This window comes from Microbacterium sp. 67-17 (assembly GCF_001898325.1).
In the GTDB taxonomy this organism is placed as follows: Bacteria; Actinomycetota; Actinomycetes; order Actinomycetales; family Microbacteriaceae; genus Microbacterium; species Microbacterium schleiferi.
This window is the reverse complement of sequence record NZ_MKTR01000030.1, coordinates 1-17,547: the sequence shown is the minus strand read 5'-3', so window position 1 is coordinate 17,547 and position 17,547 is coordinate 1. Positions and strand designations below refer to the sequence as shown.

Below are 17,547 nucleotides of genomic sequence, written 5' to 3'. Positions count from 1 at the left end.
ATTCACACGGCTTGAGCGAAGCTCAGGCCCTCCCGCGCGATGTCATCGGCGAGATGGGAGAGGTTCTCGGGGATCTGCCGTCCCTTCGAGAGCATCGACTGTGCCCACAGTCTGCCGGCCCGGTAGGACGAACGCACGAGCGGCCCCGCCAGTACCCCGAGGAATCCGATCCGCTCAGCTTCCTCCTTGAAGGCCACGAACTCGTCGGGCTTGACCCAGCGCGCGACCGGAAGATGGCGCGGGGACGGTCGCAGGTACTGCGTGATCGTGATGATGTCGGTTCCCGCTTCGTGGAGATCGTGAAGGGCCTGCACGACCTCTTCGGGCTCCTCACCCATCCCGAGGATCAGGTTCGACTTGGTGATCAGCCCCGCCACCCGAGCCTGTGTGAGCACGTCGAGCGAGCGCTCGTAGCGGAACGCTGGGCGGATGCGCTTGAAGATCCGCGGCACCGTCTCGACGTTGTGAGCGAAGACCTCCGGGCGCGCCGCGAACACCTCGTCGAGAAGGGTGGGCTCGCCGTTGAAGTCGGTCGCGAGCAGTTCGACACCGGTACCGGGGTTCACGGCGTGAATCTGCCGCACGGTCTCGGCGTTGAGCCAGGCGCCTCCATCGGGAAGATCGTCGCGGGCGACGCACGTGACCGTTGCGTAGCGCAGCTGCATGCGCTGCACGCTCTCGGCAACCCGTCGCGGTTCGTCGGTGTCGTAGGCCGCGGGCTTGCCCGTGTCGATCTGGCAGAAGTCGCAGCGGCGCGTGCACTGGGATCCACCGATGAGGAAGGTCGCCTCGCGGTCTTCCCAGCACTCATAGATGTTCGGGCAGCCAGCCTCTTGGCACACCGTGTGAAGACCCTCGTCTTTCACCAGATGCTGCAGCTGGGTGTACTCCGGGCCCATCTTGGCTTTCGTGCGAATCCACTCGGGCTTGCGCTCGATGGGCGTCTGCGCGTTGCGGATCTCGAGTCGCAGGAGTTTTCTGCCCTCCGGGGCGGTCTGCGCTCCGCTGAGGGCTCCATCGCCGGTCGATCCTGTCCCGCACGCACTCATGCCGCAACCTCCGCATACTCTCGCTCGAACTGTTCGACGACGGTGGCCAGAATGTCTGCCGGGGCCACCGACGCGCCGGTAACCTCGCTCACGGTCGTGACGCCGGCATCCGTGATCCCGCAGGGGATGATCCCGCGGAAACCTGCGAGCGTGTTGTCGCAGTTGATCGCGAAGCCGTGCATCGTCACGCCCTTCTCCACCCGCACCCCGATGGCCGCGACCTTGTCTACGGACAGGGGTCTGCGAACCCAGACACCACTGCGGCCCTCGACCTGGTACCCCTCGACGCCGTGCTGAGAGAGGACGGAGATGAGCAGCCGCTCCAGACGCCTCACGTGAGCGACGACATCGATCGGATCGGCAAGTCGCAGGATCGGATAACCGACGAGCTGCCCTGGGCCGTGCCAGGTGATCTTGCCGCCGCGGTCTACGTCGATCACCGGCGTCCCATCGGTGGGTCGTTCGTGCGCCTGCGTACGCTTGCCCGCCGTGTAGACCGGGTCGTGTTCGAGCAGGATGAGCGTGTCGGGGCGAGAACCTGCGACGACCTCGCGATGGATGCGGCGTTGCATCTCCCAGCCGTCCAGATATGGCACCGTCGCGGGAGACAGACCCGCCACCACGACATCGATCACGAAAGCCTCCGGCGTGTTATTGGACTCCGTCTAACAATACGCCGGATCCTGGCAACACCGAGCGTGTACCCTTCCTCCATGTCGGGAGGACGACCACACGCGGTATCGCGGGAGTTGATCGCTGAAGCGGCGTGCGAACTATTTCTCGAACAGGGATACGAGCGCACGACTGTCGCACACATCGCTCGCCGGGTTGGAGTGAGCCGTTCGAGCTTCTTCAACTACTTCGAGTCGAAGTCCGAAGTCTTCTGGTCGGGCCTGGACGAGAGGATCGGGTTCTTGGACGCGTTCCTCGCCGCTGCGTGCCCGTCATCGCAGCCGGCCGCGGTCGTGGCGGATGCCGTGCGTGAGGCCTTCTCGCGGTTCACCCCCGATGCACTGGCGCTCGCGCTCGTGAACTCGGACGCCATGGGGATCGTTCCCGAGCTCACGCAGGAGATGGCGACGCGCCAGTGGCGCATTGCCGCTGCGATCAGTCCCTACCTGCGCCGCACGGGGGAGGAGGCGCTCGCAGCCGAAGTACATGCAGCTGCCTATGCGGGGGCTGTCATCGCTGCGCTGCGCGCCTGGGCGCTCGCCGGTGCGGGGCGTGAGCGGCTCGACGATCTGCTCGGTCGCGCTCTGGGCGTACTTCGCTGATCCCGCAGGGCACCCTCACGTAGAATCGGACGATCATGGCAACCTTTGGCACGCTCTCGGATCGCCTTACCGAAACCTTCCGCAACCTCCGTACCAAGGGCAAGCTCACGCCCGCGGATGTCGACGGGACCGTCCGTGAGATCCGGCGCGCGCTGCTCGATGCCGACGTCGCACTGCCTGTGGTGAAGGAGTTCACCGCGAAGGTGCGCGAACGCGCGCTCGGTGACGAGGTCAATCGCGCCCTCAACCCTGCCCAGCAGGTTGTGCAGATTGTCAACGAGGAGCTCATCGGCATCCTCGGTGGACAGCAGCGGCGACTGCAGTTCGCCAAGACGGCCCCGACTGTCATCATGCTGGCGGGCCTGCAGGGATCGGGAAAGACGACGTTCGCGGGAAAGCTCGCGAGGATGCTCGAGAAGGATGGGCACACGCCGCTTCTTGTCGCGTGTGACCTCCAGCGCCCGAACGCCGTGAACCAGCTCCAGGTCGTCGCCGAGCGGGCCGGAGCCGCGATCTACGCACCCGAGCCGGGCAACGGCGTCGGAAACCCCGTCAAAGTCGCCAAAGACGGCGTCGAGTACGCGAAGCAGAAGCAGCACGACATCGTGATCATCGACACCGCCGGCCGGCTCGGTGTGGATGCCGAACTCATGAAGCAGGCTGCCGACATCCGGAAGGCGACTGACCCCGACGAGGTGCTCTTCGTCATCGACGCACTGACCGGTCAGGACGCCGTGAACACGGCGAAGGCGTTCCAGGAGGGCGTCGACTTCACGGGGGTCGTGCTTTCGAAGCTCGACGGTGACTCGCGCGGCGGTGCGGCACTGTCCGTTGCATCCGTCACCGGCCGTCCCATCATCTTCGCGTCCACTGGCGAAGGGCTTGATGACGTCGAGCCGTTCCACCCCGACCGGATGGCAAGCCGCATTCTGGACCTCGGCGACATCCTCACCCTCATCGAACAGGCTCAGAGCGCCTTCGACGAGGCCGAGGCGGCCAAGATGGCCGAGAAGCTCGCGACGGAGCAGTTCACGCTCGAAGACTTCCTTGAGCAGATGCAGCAGCTCAAGAAGATGGGCTCGATGAAGAAGATGCTCGGGATGCTCCCGGGCATGGGGCAGATGAAGCAGCAGCTCGACGACTTCGACGAGCGCGAGATCGACCGCACCGAGGCCATCATCCGGTCGATGACCCCGGGGGAGCGGCGCAACCCGAAGATTCTGAACGGATCGCGGCGCCTGCGTATCGCGCGCGGCTCGGGGATGACAGTCACCGATGTCAATCAGCTGGTGCAGCGGTTCGACCAGGCGGCGAAGATGATGAAGACCGTCGCGCGCGGCGGTGTTCCCAACATCCCCGGTATGGGTCCGGTCCCCGGGGGCGGTCGGCCCGGTGCATCGGCTAAGCGCGGCAAGCAATCCAAGGCACAGAAGGCGCGTCAGGGTTCTCGCTCGGGTAATCCCGCAAAGCGTGCCGCCGAGAACGCCGGGCTCACGACGCAGAATGCAACGCCGACCGGCTCGGGCTTCGGACTGGGCGGCGGATCGCAGGCGCCGAGCGAGGCTGATCTTGCCGAGCTCCAGAAGATGCTCGGCAAGAACTGACGCCCGCGCTGACATCGCGGCGTTGACGCCTCGCCACGGGCCGGCGCTTTCGCTACAATCCGCACGTCATCTGTCTTCATCGGCGAGCGGAACCGAGAATGTCCGTGCTCAGCGGCCAGCACCTGTTCGATCGCGATGTGCCGCGCTTCCTGGAGAGTCCCGCAGGTGTCCTGCCGCCCTATCCTCGGCGCACGTGGCTGCGCTGGACAATGCGCGGCATCCTCGCTCTCCCTCTGGTCATCGTCGTCGTGCGCTACGCGCTGCTGGCTCCCGAGCCGTGGCACGACACTGCCAATCAGTCGCTCCTAGCCCGTGTCCGCGACGGCGCAGGTGCAGCGGATTTCGGGCAGCTCCTCACGACCTTCTCGCCGCCGCTGGGCACACTGCCGGCCGTGGTCCTTCCCTCGGAGTTGCTCCTCGCCCTCGCCGGGGCACTGCTCGGAGGCTTCTTCCTTCAGGGCCTTGATCAGGCGATGTTCCGCCGCGGGCTGCACGGCATCATTCGCCTCGTCGTGCTGGTCTCTCTGCTGATCTCGCCGGTCTTCGTGCTGCTCTCTGCAACCGACATCACGATGTTCGGCGCTGTCGTCCTCTTCGGCTTCGGGCTCATCGACATCGTGCGTTTTGAGAATCTCGCCAACACCCAGGCGGGGTTTCGTGCGGGGCTGCTGCTCGGGGCAGCGGCGATGACCGATGTGCGGGCCATTCCTCTCGTCCTCACCGTCGCGATCGTGGGAACTCTGCTCATCCATTCCCGCCCACAGGCGCGCGCTGCCAACGCGGTAATCGTCGCGTTTCCGACTGTTGCCGTCACCGTCGCGCTTGCCCTTGCCGGCGTGATCATCGGCTCCGGCCCGCTGACCTTCCTCCGTACCGACACGACAAGTGCCGCCCGCGCGATCGAGGCGCTGGTCTCGGATCCGCTCAGCGAGCCGCTCGTGCTGTACCTGGCTCCCGTGCTCGTCGTCGCGATCACCGCCGGCGTCTTCGGCTTCGCGCGCTCGGGAGTCATGATGCTGCTGATCGCGGTGGGTGCTCTGGCCGGCGTTCTGGTGGGTTCGCCGCTGATCGCTGCTGCAGCACTCGCCTATCTGCTCGTGCATATTTCGGTCGCCATCCTGCCGACCGAGTCGCCGGCGCAGCACGCGGCGATCGTCGTGATGTGTTCGGTTCTCGTCGGCATCGTCGGGTGGGTTGTCGCCTCGCGACTTCCCGAAGCCCAGGAGTGGTCGGTCGTCTTCACCGGGTTCGGTATCACTTCGCCCAGCGGGGGCAACGGATGACAGACATCGATGTGAGCCTCCTGGATGTCGGGTTTCGCGCGGTCTACGCCCGCGAGGGATGGATTCCGCTCGCGGCCGGCGAGGACGGCACGATTCTGGTCGGCGCGTCCCGCGAGCTGAACCCCACGCAGGAGGAAGCGATCTCAGACGATCTCGGGGCGCCGATCGAAGTCGTGCCGGTAAGTCAGCAGTTCATCGTCGACGCCGTGATCGAGGTGTTCGCGGCAGAGTTCGCTGCCGAGGCGGCAGATGGGCTCGCCAACGCGAATCCGGTGCGTTCGGCGCGCACCGTACTCTCGCGCGGCCAGGTGATCGGTTTCGCGATTGTGGCCAGCGTCGCGGTGCTCGGTGCAGTCCTGCTGACCGGAGTGACACTTGTCGTGATCCTCGCCGCCATCAATCTCTTCTTCCTGGCGAGCGTCCTCTTCAAGTTCGTCGTCGCCTTCCGGGGATCCCGCTACGACCTGGTGAACAAGGTGTCGCGGTTCGAGCTGGCGATGCTCGAGGAGGACGAGCTGCCGTTCTACACCGTGTTGGTGCCGGTCTTTCGCGAAGAGAAGGTCGTCGCCCAGCTCATGACGAATCTCGGGCGTCTGGACTATCCGCGTGACCGCCTCGAGGTGCTGATCCTCGTCGAAGAGGGCGATGACGCGACCCGGGCGGCGATCGCCCGCTCAGCAGTCCCGGAGCACTTCATCGTCGTGCCCATACCTGCCGGAGTGCCACAGACCAAGCCACGCGCGTGCAACGTCGGCCTCGAGCTGGCGCGTGGCGAGTTCCTCGTGATCTTCGATGCCGAAGATGCGCCTGAACCCGACCAGCTGAAGAAGGCGGTCATCGTGTTCTCGCGCACCGACGAATCGACGGCCGTCGTTCAGGCGTCGCTCAACTACTTCAACGCCCGCGAGAACGCCCTCACCCGCCTGTTCACCCTCGAGTACGGGGCATGGTTCGACTACATGCTCATGGGCCTCGAAGACTCGGACCTCCCCATCCCGCTCGGGGGGACATCGAACCACTTCCGGATGACGGCGCTGCGGCGCCTCGGAGGATGGGACCCCTACAACGTCACCGAGGACGCCGACCTCGGCATCCGCGCCAGTGCGCTCGGCTACCGCGTTGGTGTCGTCGATGCCACGACGATGGAGGAGGCGACCTCGCGCATTCCGCAGTTCATCAAACAACGCAGCCGGTGGATCAAGGGATATATGCAGACGGCCCTGGTCCACTCGCGGCAGCCCATAGCGCTGATCCGCCGGATCGGCCTCCGCCGGTTCGCTGCGTTCGCGCTCCTGATCGCCGGCACACCCTTCACGTTCCTGAGCGTGATCCCGTTCGCGATCCTGCTCGTGCTCGCCCTTGCGTTGCCGTTCTACGTCGTTCCGGTCGAGGTTCCGCCGATCGTGATCGTATTGAGCGCCCTGAACTTCCTGCTCGGCTACTCCCTGCTGATCTACATGAACATGATGGGGCCGTACAAGCGGGGGCTTTTCGGACTCGTGCCGTGGGCTCTCCTGAAGCCCCTGTTCTGGATCCTGCACTCGATTGCCGCGTACAAGGCTCTGTGGCAGCTGGTCACCAGGCCGCACTACTGGGAGAAGACCGAGCACGGCACGTCCCGGTTCGCTGCGCCACACGCCGGCCCCGCGGGGCATCCCGATCCGGTGCCGCCCGAGGAGCCATCCGCCGACGAAGAGTCGGAGGTCGAACTCACCCCGGAGGAGCGGGAGGAGCGCAGCGCCGGTGAGCGTCAACGCCGGATGTCGTGGTGATCGCGCGGGCTCACCGGATGCCGCGGCCCCAGAGAATCAGGGGAGTGCGCCTCGCGTACTGCCGATAGTCATCGCCGAACGCCTCGAGGAGGAACCTCTGCTCGACGTGCGCCTTCGTGACAAGGACCGCGGCAAGCAACGCCCACACAAGGAGGAGCTCGACGCGGCCCCGCCACGCGACCCAGCCCAGGGAGCCGACAAGGATGCCGAGGTAGACGGGATTGCGCGTGAACCGGAAGACGCCGTCGGTACGGAGAGAGGCATCGTCTTTCGGCGCTACCCAAGGCACGATGTCGCGCCCGAGAGCGGCGATCCCCGCGATGGCCAGAGCAACTCCGACGACACCGACCGCCACGGCAGCGACGGTGAGCCACGGAGCGCCCCAGAGCGGTTCGCCCGGCAGGAGGAGAAGAGCGAGCAGCACGAACTGCGCGAAAACGAGCCAGTCGGAGCGATGACGCACAGTCACAGTCTGCTGCCTAACGCAGGGCGTTCAGATGGTCGCGCAGGGTCGGCCCGTCACGGAACTCCGTCACAAGGTGTCGCACTACCGCTCGCAGGTCGCCACCGTTCTCGTCCGCGACCCGCAGTTGCCGCTCGTAGCTCGCTCCGCTGGCGAGGATCTGCTCGACTCCGGCGAATTCTTTGGCGCACTTGAGCTCGACGGAGATCTCGGCGAGATCGTCGAGGACCTCGCGCAGATGCTGGCGAACGGGCGCAAGTGTTCCCTGACGGTCGACGATGATCTCGGCATCCAGGCCGTACCTGGCAGCGCGCCACTTGTTCTCCCTGATGAACCAGGGCTGGATCCCGGGCAGGTCCTCCCCGTCGTCCAGTCGCCGCGAGAAGTGCTCCACCAACACCTGGACGAGGGCGGCGACCGCTGCAAGCTCGGGCAGGGTCGACATCCCGTCGCAGGCGCGCACCTCGATCGTTCCCCAGCGCGGTGCGGGTCGGATGTCCCACCGGACCTCGGTCGCGTCGGCCATGACGCCGGTGCTCACCATGTCACCCAGGTACGCCTCGAAGCTCTCCCAGTCATCGAGCAGCCACGGCAGGCCCGCGGTGGGGAGCTGCTGGAAGACGAGCGCCCGGTTCGAGGCATAGCCGGTTCGGTCTCCTGCCCAGAAGGGACTCGACGCCGATAGCGCCTGAAGGTGGGGGAGATAGGTCGACAGGGCACGGATGAGTGGCATGACCTTGTTGACGTCCTCGACACCCACATGGATATGGATGCCCCAGATCATCATGTTCCGACCCCACCACTGGGTTCGCTCGATGAGTGCCTGGTATCGCGTCTTGTTGGTGACCTCCTGGTCATACCATTGCGCGAACGGATGGGAGCCGGCGCACAGCAGGTCGAGGTCTCGCGGCTCGGTCGCTGTCCGCAGGGCGCGGATGCCGTCCACCATGTCTTCGGCTGCTTCGGCCACGGTCGACCCGATCCCGCTGGTCACCTCCACCGTGTTGGTGAGCAGTTCGCTTGTGAGCGAAAAACGCTCGAGCTCAATCGTGGGCGCGAGTTCATCGAGGACCTCGGGAGCCCGGCCGGCAAGGTCACCCGTGCTGCGGTCGGCGAGCATGAGCTCCCACTCCAGGCCGACGGAGGAGCGAGCGGATGTCGCAAAGCCGAGCGTCATGGCGTCAGTTTGGCATGCACCGACACTCTCTGACCCGATTGCGACACGGTGCGACGAGTACCCCTCGAGGGCACCTGCGCGTCGTCGGTTCTCGGCATCCGGTCGGATCTGGCAGAATAGAGGGTCGGACCGCGCTCGACCCTCTATCCAGCGCATCCGCCCCCTTTGAGCTTCCGCCGGGTGTGCACCCCACGCTCCAGGCGATCAGTTCGTTCGAATCCACCACACAGGAGAATCGTGGCTGTCAAGATCCGCCTCAAGCGGCTCGGTAAGATCCGTGCCCCGTACTACCGCATCGTCGTCGCAGACTCGCGCACCAAGCGCGACGGACGCGTCATCGAAGAGATCGGCAAGTACCACCCGACCGAGGAGCCCTCGTTCATCGAGGTCGACTCTGCTCGTGCCCAGTACTGGCTGAGCGTCGGCGCCCAGCCGACCGAGCAGGTGCGCGCCATCCTCAAGATCACCGGCGACTGGGGGACCTTCAAGGGTGACAAGAACGCTGTCTCCACGTTGAAGACCGCCGAGGCAAAGCCTGTCTTCGAGGTCGAGACCTCCAAGCAGTCGGTCGTCAAGCCCAAGGCTGAGAAGAAGGCTGAGGAGGCCCCCGCGGCCGACGCCGACGCTGCACCCGAGGCCGCTGAGTCGGCCGAGACCGCAGAAGCCTGAGTCCGTGCTCGCCGCCGCGCTCGAACACGTCGTCAAGGGGATCGTCGACAACCCGGATGACGTGCGTATCCTTTCGTCGGAGTCCTCACGCGGTGAGGTGCTCGAGGTGCACGTGCACCCCGACGACCGAGGACGCGTCATCGGTCGCGGCGGTCGCACGGCCAAAGCAATCCGCACCCTGATCTCGGCACTGGCCGACGGGCGCCGCGTGCGGGTTGACGTCGCGGACGACTGAGGTGGTCGATTCGGACGGGCGCCCCGCGCCGCCCCCTTCGGCAGGAACTCAGCTGCGGGTCGGACGCCTCGTGAAGGCGCACGGCCTGAAGGGTGCGCTGAAGCTTGAGCTGTACACCGACAATCCGGACGGCCGGTTCGTCCCGGGAGCGACGTTCACCCTCCAGGTTCCCGACACCTCGCCCTGGCACGGCAAGCCGTTGACCGTTCGGGAGTTCCGCTGGATGAACTCCCACCCGGTCGCCTTCTTCGAGGGGGTCGACGATCGGACAGCCGCCGAAAGCCTCGTGCGTGCCATCCTCTGGGTCGATGAGGCAGCTGACGCGGCATCCGAGGAAGAGGATGCCTGGTTCGATCATCAACTCGTCGGCCTGGACGTTCGCCGTGATGGCGCCTCGGTCGGCCGCGTGATCCGGGTCGAGCACCTGCCGGCGCAGGACCTGTTGATCGTCCGCGCCGACGCTGATCGCGAGGTGCTCGTGCCTTTCGTCAAGGCGATCGTGCCGGTGGTCGATCCCGCCGCGGGTTACGTCGTCGTCACGCCACCGGCGGGCCTGTTCGAAGACCTCGTCGACGAGGATCCCGAACCGGCGGCATCCTCCGACGGTTCGCCCGAAGACGCGGCTGCCGACACCGACGGGAACTGACGTGCGGATCGACGTCGTCACGATCTTCCCCGCGTTCTTCGACGTCCTCGAGGTATCGCTGATCGGCAAGGCCCGCGAACGGGGACTGCTGGACGTGCGCGTTCACGATTTGCGTCAGTGGACGCATGACCGTCACCGCACTGTCGATGACACGCCCTACGGTGGCGGCGCCGGCATGGTCATGAAGCCGGAGCCGTGGGGCGAGGCGCTGGACGAGCTCGCTCCCGTCGACGCCGAGGCCCGGCCGACCATCATCTTCCCGTCGCCGGCGGGAGAACTCTTCCGCCAGTCCACCGCCCGCGAGCTCGCTCTCCACGAGCACCTCGTCTTCGGCTGCGGCCGGTATGAGGGGATCGACGAGCGGGTCTTCGAGGATGCCGCCGCGCGCGGCTCTGTTCGTCTCATCAGCCTCGGCGACTACGTCCTCAACGGCGGCGAGGTGGCCGCTATGGCGATGATCGAAGCCATCGGACGCCTTGTTCCCGGGATGGTGGGCAACCCGGCGAGCATCGTCGAGGAGTCTCACGAAGACGGGCTTCTGGAGTACCCGTCCTACACGAAGCCCGCCGTCTGGCGGGATCGCGCGGTGCCCGACATCCTGCTCAGCGGAAACCACGGAGCTATCGCCCAGTGGCGTGCGCAGCAGCAGCTCGAGCGAACTCGTGCGCGCCGCCCCGATCTGCTGCCGGAATGAGGATGCACCGCTGAGGTGACCCCGCCTGGACAGATCGCTGGTCACCGACTTGTCACATGCGAGAAACCCGCCGGCGTGCTCTGCGCGACAGACTGAGGGTCCGTCACCCGCCGAAGGGATCATTGCCATGCGCCGCGCCAAGATCGTCGCCACCCTGGGACCTGCGACATCGTCATACGACCAGATCGAGGCCCTCGTTCGCGCGGGGATGGATGTCGCTCGGCTCAACATGAGCCACGGCGAGTGGGACGTTCACGAGCAGTCGTACGCCAACGTGCGTCGAGCCGCCGACTCCACGGGGCGACCGGTCGGCATCCTCGCGGATCTGCAGGGTCCGAAGATCCGGCTCGGACGTTTTACAGACGGCCCGCACCAGCTCGAGCCCGGCGACATCTTCACGATCACCACCGAGGACGTCGAGGGTACGCGAGAGATCTGTGGAACGACGTTCCCGCAGCTTGCCTCCGACGTCGTCGCCGGTGACACGCTGCTCATCGATGACGGCAAGGTTCGACTGCGCGTGCTCGATACCGACGGCATCCGGGTGCGCACCGAGGTGGTGGTCGGGGGAGCGGTCTCGAACAACAAAGGCATCAATCTTCCCGGGGTGGCAGTCAGTGCCCCAGCACTCAGCGCGAAGGACGAAGCCGATCTGCGCTGGGCGCTCACCCTCGGCGTCGACATGATCGCGCTCTCGTTCGTGCGCTCGCCCAAGGACGCGCAGCGGGCCCGGATCATCATGGCCGAGGAGGATCGCCGCGTCCCGATCATCGCCAAGATCGAGAAGCCGGAGGCTGTCGAACACCTACAGGAGATCATCGACGCGTTCGACGGCGTCATGATCGCGCGTGGCGATCTCGGCGTCGAGCTGCCGCTGGAGACCGTGCCGATCGTGCAGAAGCGGGCGATCGAACTGGCACGACGCTGGGCGAAGCCGGTGATCGTCGCGACCCAGATGCTCGAGTCGATGATCGAGAATCCCGTGCCGACCCGCGCTGAGACCTCGGACGTCGCCAATGCCGTTCTCGACGGTGCTGACGCGGTCATGCTCTCTGGCGAGACGAGCGTCGGCTCGCATCCCGTCACGGTGGTCGAGACGATGGCTCGAATCGTCAGATCAACCGAGGAGACCGGACTCGAACGCGTGCCTCAGCTCGGGACGAAGCCACGGACGCAGGGCGGGGCGCTGACCCTCGCTGCCGCCACGATCGCCGACTTTGTCGATGCGAAGTTCGTGTGTGTGTTCAGTCAGTCGGGCGACTCGGCCCGCCGGATGGCGCGGCTGCGCCACCGCGTGCCGATCCTCGCGTTCACCGATTTGCCGGGTACCCGATCACGCCTCGCGCTCAGCTGGGGCGTGGAGCCGTTCCTCGTGCCCCGGGCCACCTCGACCGACGGGCTCATCGAGCTTCTCGACCGGGTGCTCATCGAGGCCGGTCGAGCTGCGCCCGGCGACGTCGTGATCATGACCGCAGGCGCGCCCCCGGGAACGCCGGGGTCGACCAACAACGTGCGCGTGCATCGTGTCGGCGCCTCGGACGGGTCCTGAGCGCGACGCGAGCAGCAGGTTCAGCTGACCCCGAGGAAGCTCCGGTCGGTGAGGATGACGGGGCCGTCCTCGGTGATGGCGATCGTGTGCTCGGAGTGAGCCCCGCGCGAGCCGTCAGCGCTGCGGAGCGTCCAGCCGTCGGCATCCGTTCGCAGCTGGTCCGTCGACTGCAGGAACCAGGGTTCGAGCGCCAGCACGAGCCCCGCCCGCAGGGGGTAGCCCCGGCCGGGCTTGCCGTCGTTGGGCACGTGCGGGTCCCCGTGCATCTCGCGACCGACACCATGACCGCCGAAGTCCGTGTTGATCGAGAGGCCCTCGCCGTGCGCGACAGCCGCGACCGCGGCCGAGATGTCACCGATGCGGTTACCGACGACCGCTGCGCCGATCGCGGCATCCAACGCGCGCTCGGTCGTATCGATCAGCGCGAGGTCCTCGGCACGCGGGGTTCCCACCACGAAAGACACTGCCGAGTCGGCGACCCAGCCGTCGACGGAGACGGCGAAATCGAGGGTCACGAGGTCACCGTCTCGGATGGCGTAGTCGAAGGGGAGCCCGTGGAGCACGGCGTCATTGATCGACGTGCAGATGACCTTGCCGAACGGGCTCGCACCGAAGGAGGGGTGGTAGTCGATGTAGCACGACTCGGCGCCGACTTTGCGGATCATCTCGTGCGCTCGGCGGTCGATGTCGAGCAGGTTCGTTCCGACGCGCGTCTGATCGCGCAGGGTCGCGAGCACTTCGGCGACGAAGCGACCAGCCGGTCTCATCGCCTCAATCTCGGCAGGGGTGCGCAGCTCGATCATCAGTTTCCTCTCGACCGATCCATTCTGTCCGATCCACTATCGATCGGCTGTGAGGATGCCTCGCATCGCGCGCCTCGGCCACCGGTGGCATGGGCCGGGCGTAGCATCGAAGCATGTGGCTGCGACGCGCGTACTACGGCTGGATGATCCCCGCCGCGTTCGTGCTGCCGCTCTGGCTCTTCGTCGGCTGGATCGCTTTCAACGCCGGCGCGTGGGCGCTGCTCTGGGTTCTGCTCATGGCCATTCCCTCGGTGCTCATCGGCCAGCTGGTGCTCACGCTCTTGGTCCGCGCGCGGCCGACGGCTCGGGCTGCGCGAGCAGTGTCGTGGTGGGATGTCGCGGGCTTCACGGTGTGGCACGCCCTGACGATCGCGTTGGGCTTTTTCGTCGCCGCGTGGTGGTTCCCCGTCTTCTTGCTGACGGTCGCTGTCGGCCTGTCGCTGTTCTGGCTCATGCTGTGGCAGCTGTGGCGTGAAGCGCGTCCAGGCCTTTCAACGCTCCGCAGTGCGTCCGGAGTGTCGTACATCCCGCCGTCGCCGTCGACTCCGCCGCGCCGTGAGGCGCCCGAGGTGATCATCATCACGGAGCAGCAGCCGCGTCCCTGACGGTTTTGTTCGCGGCCGCTGTCGTGGCAGAATAGCTGTTTGTGCCTTGACGGATTCTGCCTCAGGGGAATCCGCCGCCGGTCATGACCGCGGTTCGGCACGCCTCATCCTTTTCTATCCACCCGCGACCGACCTGTGGCGGCCGCAGAGAGTAGCGATCATGCAGACCCTCGATATCGTCGACGCAGCTTCCCTGCGCAGCGACATCCCCGCGTTCGGCCCCGGCGACACCGTCAAGGTGCACGTGAACATCGTCGAAGGAAGCCGTTCGCGCGTGCAGGTCTTCCAGGGCGTCGTGCTGGGTCGCTCCGGCGACGGCGTGCGCGAGACCTTCACCGTCCGCAAGATCAGCTTCCAGGTGGGCGTCGAGCGTACCTTCCCGGTGCACAGCCCGATCATCGACAAGATCGAGCTCGTCACCCGCGGTGACGTGCGTCGCGCAAAGCTCTATTACCTGCGCGAGCTGCGCGGCAAGAAGGCCAAGATCAAGGAGAAGCGCGACAACTGAGTCTGCGCCTCTCCACGTGTGCCCCGGTGCTTCGGTCCCGGGGCACACGTGTCTTCCCTGGGTGTTGCACGACACTCTGGGAGCCCATCGTGTGACACCCTTATCTGAGCGTCCGGTATCACGTCGGACGGATTGGATCGCTTCATGACTTCCGACGCTGAGGCACCCGCGGAACCCGAAACACGGGCACAGCGGCGTCGACAGGGCGGCAGGCGCGGCGGTTGGGTTTTCCTGCGGGACGTGCTCGTCATCATCCTGATCGCCGTCGTCGTTTCGGCGCTGGTGAAGACGTTCCTGGTTCGCTCGTTCTACATCCCGTCGGGGTCCATGGAGGACACGCTTCAGATCGACGACCGCATCCTTGTCGACGAGCTGACACCGCGATGGAACGGGTACCAGCGCGGTGACATCGTGGTGTTCCAGGATCCGGGTGGGTGGCTTCCCCCGAGTGTGCGACCGGCCCAGTCTCCCTTCGTCGAGGGCATCGACTGGCTCCTCACTCTCGTCGGCCTCTCGGTCTCGGATTCCGAGGACCATCTCATCAAACGGGTCATCGGGGTTCCGGGCGACCACGTCGTGTGCTGCAACGCTCTCGGTCAGATCACGATCAACGGCGTTCCGATCGACGAGTCGGCCTACGTCAAGCTCGATCCGGGCCAAACCGCGCCGAACCCCGTGCCGTTCGATGTCATCGTTCCCGACGGGAGCCTGTGGGTTCTCGGTGACAACCGAGACCACTCGAGGGACTCGCGATTCAACCAGGACCAGCCGGGCGCCGGGTTCGTGCCGATCGAGAACGTCGTCGGTCGGGCATTCGTGACCACGTGGCCGATACCCCGCTGGGGACTACTGGACCCGCATAGCGAGGTGTTCGCCGGCGTTCCCGCGGGCGAAGGAACCGACGAGCAGTGACCACGTCGTCGCGAACGGTCCCGCGCCTCACCCTGGAGCGGCAGTTGTTGCGCGAGTACGACCTCGTCATCTCGTGCGACGAGGTCGGTCGCGGTGCGCTCGCTGGCCCGGTCGCCGTGGGAGCCACCGTTACGGATGCCGCGCTCTCGCGCCGTCGGGTTCCCGAGGGTCTGCGTGATTCGAAGCTAGTCCCCGAGGCGCGCCGCGCGGAGCTGGCTCGGCGCGCTGCGGGCTGGGTCGTCGACAGCGCTGTGGGGTGGGCCAGCTCGGCCGAGATCGACGAGATCGGCATCCTTCCCGCGCTGGGGCTCGCGGCCCGGCGCGCGCTGGCGGAGCTCACCGCCCACGGCGTGGACATGTCGCGCGCGATCGTCATTCTTGACGGGAACCACGACTACATTTCGCGGGCTGCCGGGCCCCGCGTGACAGTCCGCCCCGTGATCAAGGCCGACCGTGACTGCGCCGGCGCGGCCGCGGCATCCGTCATCGCCAAGGTCGCGCGAGACGAACTGATGGTGGGCCTCCACGGCGATCTGCCCGCCTATCAGTGGGTCCGGAACAAGGGCTACGCGAGTTCCGAGCACCGTGCCGCGATTCTCGAACACGGGGTGAGCGACCACCATCGGGTGTCTTGGGCCTTCGCCGGCGCTCCGACGCTCTTCTGAGCCTCGTCTGTCGGCGACTGCCGTGGTCGCTTGCCGCATGCCGGGAACTAGGATGAAAGCACCATGGATGACGAGGTCTTCGAGGACTACGACCGCGAACTGGAACTGGCGCTGTATCGCGAGTACCGGGATGTCGTACACCAGTTCCAGTACGTGATCGAGACGGAGCGACGCTTCTACCTCGCCAATGACGTGAATGTCGTTCGCCGGGACACGGAGCACGACTTCTACTTCGAGATCACGATGAACGACGTCTGGGTGTGGGACATCTACCGCGCCGATCGCTTCGTGAAGTCCGTGCGCGTGCTCACCTTCAAGGACGTCAACGTCGAGGAGCTCCAGCGCGGCGACTTCCAGCTGCCCGACGAGCTCACGCTCGACAGCTGAGCGTCGTTCCTCCCCAGGGCGCTGGCGCCCGAGCTTTTTCGCTTTTCCCCGTGATCTTCGGGTTGCCGATCGGTGTGCGGCGACGCTGGAGGAATGGCACGCAAAGACGAACTCGGCAGAGCGGGTGAAGACGCCGCTGAGGCTTACTTTCGGGCTCGCGGCTTCGAGATCCTCGACCGCAACTGGCGCTGCCGCGCGGGTGAAATCGACCTGGTGGTCGCCGATGCTGCAACTGTCGCGATCGTCGAGGTCAAGACGCGACGGTCTGCCGCCTTCGGGCATCCGTTCGAGGCGATCGACGCGCGTAAGCTCCATCGGCTGCACCAGCTGGCGCGAGAGTGGCGCGCCGCCCGCCGGGATGTGGTCGGCGGCCGCCCCGTGCGTGTCGACGGGCTCGCGATCACCGGCGACCCCACAGCGCCGCTGCAGATCGAGCACCTGCGAGACCTCGCATGAGCCTGGCCCGAACCTGGGCAATCTCGCTGGTGGGAATCGAAGGGGTCGCCGTCGAAGTCGAAGCCGATCTTTCCGATCAGCTTCCCGACTTTCGCATCATCGGACTTGCCGACCGGGCGCTCGGAGAGTCATCTCAGCGCGTACGGAACGCCTGCGCCAATAGCGATGTGCCGCTTCCGAGCAGGCGCCTGACGGTCAACCTCTCGCCCGCGAACCTCCCGAAACACGGCTCAGGGTTCGATCTTGCGATCGCTGTCGCTGCCCTGGGTACACAGCTGCCGCTGTCTGCTGATGCGCTCATACGCACTGCGCATATCGGCGAACTCGGTCTCGATGGCAGATTGCGTCCCGTTCCCGGCATCCTTCCCGCCGTCATGGCTGCAGCTCGCGCAGGCCTCACAACCGTTGTCGTGCCGCGAGCGAATGAAGATGAGGCGGCGCTCGTTCCTGGAGTCACGGTGGTAGGTGCGACGAGTCTCGGCGATGTGCTCTCACGCCACGGGATCGATGCGCGGCTCCCCGAGGCGGACCCCGTCGACTCGTTTGCTGGCAGCGATGCAGCGGGGGAGACGCTGGATCTGTCCGACGTGGTCGGCCAGGATGACGCCGTCGCCGCTCTCCTTGTCGCGGCTGCCGGTGGCCACCATCTGCTCATGACCGGTCCACCGGGGGCTGGAAAAACGATGCTCGCGGGCTTGTCAAGTCTTCTGTGTAAGCGGGTTGGTGTTGGTGGTTAGAGGTAGGGGGTGATGCGGTCGGGGTAGGCGAGTGCGAGTTGTTCGAGGGCTTGTTTCCA

The 17,547-nt window shown here is 66.2% G+C and carries 21 protein-coding genes; 16 read left to right on the top strand and 5 right to left on the bottom strand.

Annotated features, from left to right (window positions below; genetic code table 11):
* Nucleotides 1-2: 2 nt before the first annotated feature.
* A complete protein-coding gene (gene lipA / locus BGO47_RS12570) occupies nt 3-1,049 on the bottom strand; it encodes a lipoyl synthase (protein WP_292712403.1) in 1,047 nt (348 codons plus the stop codon).
* Nucleotides 1,046-1,684, bottom strand: coding sequence for a lipoyl(octanoyl) transferase LipB (gene lipB, locus BGO47_RS12565; RefSeq protein ID WP_292712401.1), 639 nt, complete (start codon nt 1,682-1,684; stop codon nt 1,046-1,048). The genes lipA and lipB overlap by 4 nt, the downstream gene beginning before the upstream one ends.
* 78 nt (nt 1,685-1,762) lie before the next feature.
* Between lipB and BGO47_RS12560 the strand changes: the two genes are divergently transcribed.
* The 4 genes from BGO47_RS12560 to BGO47_RS12545 all read left to right on the top strand — a co-directional run bounded on the left by BGO47_RS12560 (nt 1,763) and on the right by BGO47_RS12545 (nt 6,982).
* Entirely contained in the window at nt 1,763-2,323 is a 561-nt protein-coding gene (locus BGO47_RS12560; protein WP_292712399.1) for a TetR/AcrR family transcriptional regulator, read from the top strand.
* Between the two features lie 35 nt (nt 2,324-2,358).
* Nucleotides 2,359-3,927, top strand: coding sequence for a signal recognition particle protein (gene ffh, locus BGO47_RS12555; protein ID WP_292712397.1), 1,569 nt, complete (start codon nt 2,359-2,361; stop codon nt 3,925-3,927).
* A gap of 98 nt (nt 3,928-4,025) precedes the next feature.
* Entirely contained in the window at nt 4,026-5,210 is a 1,185-nt protein-coding gene (locus tag BGO47_RS12550) for a hypothetical protein (protein WP_292712396.1), read from the top strand.
* On the top strand, nt 5,207-6,982 hold the full coding sequence (locus tag BGO47_RS12545; RefSeq protein ID WP_292712394.1) for a glycosyltransferase: 1,776 nt from the start codon (nt 5,207-5,209) through the stop codon (nt 6,980-6,982). The genes BGO47_RS12550 and BGO47_RS12545 overlap by 4 nt, the downstream gene beginning before the upstream one ends.
* A gap of 10 nt (nt 6,983-6,992) precedes the next feature.
* On the opposite strand, the gene BGO47_RS12540 is transcribed toward BGO47_RS12545, so the two are convergent.
* Nucleotides 6,993-7,445, bottom strand: coding sequence for a methyltransferase (locus BGO47_RS12540; RefSeq protein WP_292712392.1), 453 nt, complete (start codon nt 7,443-7,445; stop codon nt 6,993-6,995).
* Between the two features lie 16 nt (nt 7,446-7,461).
* A complete protein-coding gene (locus tag BGO47_RS12535; protein ID WP_292712390.1) occupies nt 7,462-8,622 on the bottom strand; it encodes a glutamate--cysteine ligase in 1,161 nt (386 codons plus the stop codon).
* Nucleotides 8,623-8,859: 237 nt separating this feature from the next.
* Between BGO47_RS12535 and rpsP the strand changes: the two genes are divergently transcribed.
* The 5 genes from rpsP to pyk all read left to right on the top strand — a co-directional run bounded on the left by rpsP (nt 8,860) and on the right by pyk (nt 12,415).
* Nucleotides 8,860-9,291, top strand: coding sequence for a 30S ribosomal protein S16 (gene rpsP / locus BGO47_RS12530; RefSeq protein ID WP_292712388.1), 432 nt, complete (start codon nt 8,860-8,862; stop codon nt 9,289-9,291).
* A 4-nt stretch (nt 9,292-9,295) separates the two neighbouring features.
* A complete protein-coding gene (locus tag BGO47_RS12525) occupies nt 9,296-9,526 on the top strand; it encodes an RNA-binding protein (RefSeq protein WP_228178146.1) in 231 nt (76 codons plus the stop codon).
* A 1-nt stretch (nt 9,527) separates the two neighbouring features.
* Entirely contained in the window at nt 9,528-10,172 is a 645-nt protein-coding gene (gene rimM / locus BGO47_RS12520; protein WP_292712384.1) for a ribosome maturation factor RimM, read from the top strand.
* Nucleotide 10,173: 1 nt separating this feature from the next.
* Nucleotides 10,174-10,866: a tRNA (guanosine(37)-N1)-methyltransferase TrmD gene (gene trmD, locus BGO47_RS12515; RefSeq protein WP_292712383.1), complete on the top strand. Its 693-nt coding sequence runs from the start codon at nt 10,174-10,176 to the stop codon at nt 10,864-10,866.
* 127 nt (nt 10,867-10,993) lie between these two features.
* Nucleotides 10,994-12,415: a pyruvate kinase gene (gene pyk / locus BGO47_RS12510; RefSeq protein WP_292712381.1), complete on the top strand. Its 1,422-nt coding sequence runs from the start codon at nt 10,994-10,996 to the stop codon at nt 12,413-12,415.
* A 20-nt stretch (nt 12,416-12,435) separates the two neighbouring features.
* Here pyk and map read toward each other — a convergent pair whose 3' ends face one another.
* Nucleotides 12,436-13,218 (bottom strand): type I methionyl aminopeptidase, encoded by a 783-nt coding sequence (map, locus tag BGO47_RS12505; protein ID WP_292712379.1) that lies wholly within the window; start codon nt 13,216-13,218, stop codon nt 12,436-12,438.
* A gap of 113 nt (nt 13,219-13,331) precedes the next feature.
* On the opposite strand from map, the gene BGO47_RS12500 reads away from it, so the two are divergent.
* From BGO47_RS12500 to BGO47_RS12470, 7 genes are all read left to right on the top strand, one after another.
* Nucleotides 13,332-13,823: an MFS transporter permease gene (locus BGO47_RS12500; protein WP_292712377.1), complete on the top strand. Its 492-nt coding sequence runs from the start codon at nt 13,332-13,334 to the stop codon at nt 13,821-13,823.
* A gap of 160 nt (nt 13,824-13,983) precedes the next feature.
* A complete protein-coding gene (gene rplS, locus BGO47_RS12495; RefSeq protein WP_228178152.1) occupies nt 13,984-14,331 on the top strand; it encodes a 50S ribosomal protein L19 in 348 nt (115 codons plus the stop codon).
* Nucleotides 14,332-14,475: 144 nt separating this feature from the next.
* The gene (lepB, locus tag BGO47_RS12490) at nt 14,476-15,243 is read left to right on the top strand and encodes a signal peptidase I (RefSeq protein WP_292712375.1); all 768 of its coding nucleotides are present in this window, start codon (nt 14,476-14,478) and stop codon (nt 15,241-15,243) included.
* Nucleotides 15,240-15,908 carry a ribonuclease HII gene (locus BGO47_RS12485; RefSeq protein WP_292712373.1) on the top strand — a complete coding sequence of 223 codons (669 nt, stop codon included), beginning with the start codon at nt 15,240-15,242 and terminating at the stop codon, nt 15,906-15,908. Before lepB ends, BGO47_RS12485 begins: the two co-directional genes overlap by 4 nt.
* A 63-nt stretch (nt 15,909-15,971) precedes the next feature.
* The gene (locus tag BGO47_RS12480) at nt 15,972-16,295 is read left to right on the top strand and encodes a DUF2469 family protein (protein WP_195691615.1); all 324 of its coding nucleotides are present in this window, start codon (nt 15,972-15,974) and stop codon (nt 16,293-16,295) included.
* Nucleotides 16,296-16,388: 93 nt separating this feature from the next.
* Entirely contained in the window at nt 16,389-16,751 is a 363-nt protein-coding gene (locus tag BGO47_RS12475) for a YraN family protein (protein ID WP_292712370.1), read from the top strand.
* The gene (locus BGO47_RS12470; RefSeq protein WP_292712368.1) at nt 16,748-17,488 is read left to right on the top strand and encodes a magnesium chelatase domain-containing protein; all 741 of its coding nucleotides are present in this window, start codon (nt 16,748-16,750) and stop codon (nt 17,486-17,488) included. The genes BGO47_RS12475 and BGO47_RS12470 overlap by 4 nt, the downstream gene beginning before the upstream one ends.
* The last annotated feature ends 59 nt before the right edge of the window (nt 17,489-17,547 follow it).